The organism is Kineococcus vitellinus (genome assembly GCF_009906315.1).
Lineage (GTDB): Bacteria > Actinomycetota > Actinomycetes > Actinomycetales > Kineococcaceae > Kineococcus > Kineococcus vitellinus.
On the sequence record NZ_JAAALL010000392.1, the window covers coordinates 1 to 3249 of the forward strand.

The following is a 3249-nucleotide window of genomic DNA, read 5'->3' on the forward strand; positions in this document are numbered from 1 at the left end:
CCGGCGACGGCGCCCGCGCGCAGGCCGAGCAGGCCGGTGCCGACCTGGAGTCCCTGACCGCGGCGCTGGCCGCGGCGGGTCCCGGTCGGCTGCCGCAGCTGCCCCCGCACGTGGCGGACCTGCTGCTCGCGCTCGCCGACCGCCTCGCGCGGCTGGTGCCCGCCCTCGAGGACGCCGCCCGGGCGCCCGGCACCGCCCCGCGGGTGGCCGTGCGGCGCCGGGGCGCCGCGCAGCAGGTCGCCGCGGCCACCGCGGCGGTCCTCGCGGTCCTGCACGCCGACGCCGGCGGGCACGTGCGCTGGCTGCAGGCCGGCGACGGCCGCCCGCCGCGGCTGCGGGTCGCGCCCCTGCGCGTGGGCCCGCAGCTGATGGCCGCGCTGGGGAGCAGGACGCTCGTGGCCACCTCCGCCACCATCACCGTCGGCGGTTCCTTCGACCCCGCGGTCCGCGCCCTGGGGCTCGCGGAGCCGCCGGCGCTCCCCGGCCGGGCGCCGGCCGCGCCGCGCGGCTTCGACGTCGTCGACGTGGGCACGCCCTTCGACCACGAGCGCCAGGCGCTGCTCTACGTGCCCCCGGACACCTTCCCCGACCCGGGCAGGGACCGCGCCGGGCACACCGCCGCCGTCCTGGTGGAGGTGACGGCCCTGGTGCGCGCCGCCGGCGGGCGCACCCTGGCGTTGTTCACCACCGCCAGGGCGGCCCGCGAGGCAGCCGCGCACCTGCGCGCCACCGTCTCCACCCCCGTGCTGGCGCAGGGGGAGGCGCCGGCGGCGCAGCTCGTCGCGGAGTTCACCGGGGTGGAGGAGTCCACCCTGTGCGCCACGATGGGCTTCTGGCACGGCGTCAACGTGCCGGGCCCCAGCCTGTCCTGCGTGGTCATCGACAAGGTGCCCTTCGCGCCCGCGGACGACCCGCTGCTGTCCGCGCGCCGCGAGGCCGCCGACGCGGAGGGCCGCGACGGGTTCCACGACGTCCACGTGGCCGCCGCCGCCGTCATGCTCGCCCAGGGCGCGGGCCGGCTGGTGCGCACCGGCACCGACCGCGGGGTCGTCGCCGTCCTCGACCCCCGGCTGCGCACCAGGGGGTACGGGCGCACGCTGATCGCCTCCCTGCCCGAGGGCATGCGCCTGTTCGCCGAGCGCGACGTGGTGACCGCCGCGCTCACCCGCCTGACCGGGGGAGCGCGGCGGTCACCACGTCGCGCTCCCGGCTCCTCGGCGGTCTCGAGCCCTCCACGCGCAGCTGCGCGCGGCACCGCCGCCCGCGACGCCCCCGGCAGCCGGACCCCGGGGGAACTCACCGGGCGGCGGGCAGGGCCACCGTGACGCGCAGGCCGCCACCGGCCCGCGGGGCCAGGCTGAGGGTCCCCCCGTGCGCCTCGGCGATGCTCTGGACGATCGCCAGGCCGAGGCCGACGCCCCCGTGGTCGCTGCGCACGCGCCCGGGACCGCGCTGGAACGGTTCGGTGAGCCGCGGCGTCGACTCCGGCGCGAGGTGGCCGCCGGTGTTCTCCACGGTGAGCACCGCGCTGCCGGGGCGCACGACGGTGCTCACCCGGACGGTGCCGTGCTCGGGCAGGTTGTGGACGACGGCGTTGTGCAGCAGGTTCGTGGTCAGCTGCAGCAGCAGCGCGCGCGAGCCGGTGGTCACGGCGACCCCGCCGTCGGCGCGGACGTCGACGCCGCGCTCCTCGGCCAGCGGCAGCAGGACCTCGGTGGCCTCCTCCGCCAGCAGGGACAGGTCCACCCGCTCGCGGGTGAAGGAACCCCCCTCGGCGCGGCTGAGCAGCAGCAGCGCCTCGGTGAGGTCCACGGCCCGGGCGTTGACGAGACGCAGCCGTTCGAGCAGCTCGCCGGTGTCGCGGTGCGGATCGGTGCGGGCCACCTCGAGGAGGGTCTGCGTGATCGCCAGCGGGGTCCGCAGCTCGTGGGAGGCGTTGGCGGCGAACCTGCGCTGCTGGGCGACGTGCGCCTCCAGGCGCGCGAGCATGGCGTCGAAGGCGTCGGCCAGCTCGCGGAACTCGTCCTCGCGCCCCGGCAGCCGGATCCGGTGCGAGAGCGAGCCGGTCGCGGCCGTGCGCGTGGCGGCCGTGATGCGCTCGAGCGGGGCGAGCATGCGGCCGGCGAGGACCCACCCGCCCGCGAGGCCGAGGACCAGCAGCAGACCCGTCGCCACCGCCGCCCGGGGGGCGAAGGCGCGCACGAGGTCGGAGCGGTTGGGGACGAAGAGGGCGGGGCGGCGACCGGTGGGGTCGGTGGTGCCGAGCACGCCGTCGGGCACGTAGCGCAGCAGGAAGACCCACACGACCGCCAGCAGCAGGCCGCCGGCCACCACCAGGAAACCCGCGTAGCTGAGGGTGAGCCGCAGGCGGACGCTGGGACCAGGGGCCCTACGCACGCTCGCCTTCCCGGCCCGCGGCCGGCGGCCCCGCGTCGATGCGGTAGCCGACACCGGGCACCGTGGCGATGACCCAGGGTTCACCGAGCCGCTTGCGCAGGGCGGAGACCGTGATGCGCACGGCGTTGGTGAACGGGTCCGCGTTCTCGTCCCACGCCCGCTCCAGCAGCTCCTCGGCGCTGACGACGCCGCCGTCGGCGCCGACGAGGACCTCCAGGACGGCGAACTGCTTGCGGGTCAGCGGCACGTGGCGGCCGTCGCGGTGCACCTCGCGGCGGAACGGGTCCAGCCGCAACCCGGCGATCTCCCGCACGGGCGGGCGCAGGTGGGCCCGCCTGCGGTCCAGCGCCCTGAGCCGCAGCACGAGCTCCTGCAGCTCGAACGGCTTGGTGAGGTAGTCGTCGGCGCCGAGCCCGAACCCCGACGCCTTGTCGTCGAGGCGGTCGGCTGCGGTGAGCATGAGGATCGGCGTGCCGCTGCCGGAGGCGACGATGCCCTCGGCGATCTCGTCACCCGAGGGCCCCGGGACGTCGCGATCGAGGACGGCGACGTCGTAGGAGTTGACGCCCAGCAGTTCCAGGGCCGCGTGGCCGTCGCCGGCGACGTCCGCCGCGATCGCCGCCAGGCGCAACCCGTCGCGGATGGCCTCCGCCATGAGGGGCTCGTCCTCGACGACCAGCACGCGCACGGCGTTCATGCTACGCACGGCGCGTATCGCCGGTGTCTGCGGAAACCGCTACGCCCAGGCAACACGAGGCCGCGCCGACTGGTGCCATGACGGGCGACGCGCTGCGGACCACGAGGGCACGACGAGCAGGAGCACGACCGGGGGGAGCGCGACCGGCGGGGGCG

3 protein-coding genes are annotated in these 3249 nt (G+C 77.3%); 1 reads left to right on the plus strand and 2 read right to left on the minus strand.

Annotated elements, in window-relative coordinates; all coding sequences use genetic code 11:
* The coding region (locus GTQ99_RS21370; protein ID WP_166617712.1) for an ATP-dependent DNA helicase at positions 1-1325 on the plus strand (1325 nt) is incomplete at its 5' end.
* On the opposite strand, the gene GTQ99_RS21375 is transcribed toward GTQ99_RS21370, so the two are convergent.
* A complete protein-coding gene (locus GTQ99_RS21375) occupies positions 1297-2397 on the minus strand; it encodes an ATP-binding protein (RefSeq protein ID WP_166617713.1) in 1101 nt (366 codons plus the stop codon). The two genes, GTQ99_RS21370 and GTQ99_RS21375, sit on opposite strands and share 29 nt — an antisense overlap.
* Positions 2390-3085: a response regulator gene (locus GTQ99_RS21380; protein ID WP_166617714.1), complete on the minus strand. Its 696-nt coding sequence runs from the start codon at positions 3083-3085 to the stop codon at positions 2390-2392. Before GTQ99_RS21380 ends, GTQ99_RS21375 begins: the two co-directional genes overlap by 8 nt.
* Positions 3086-3249: the final 164 nt, after the last annotated feature.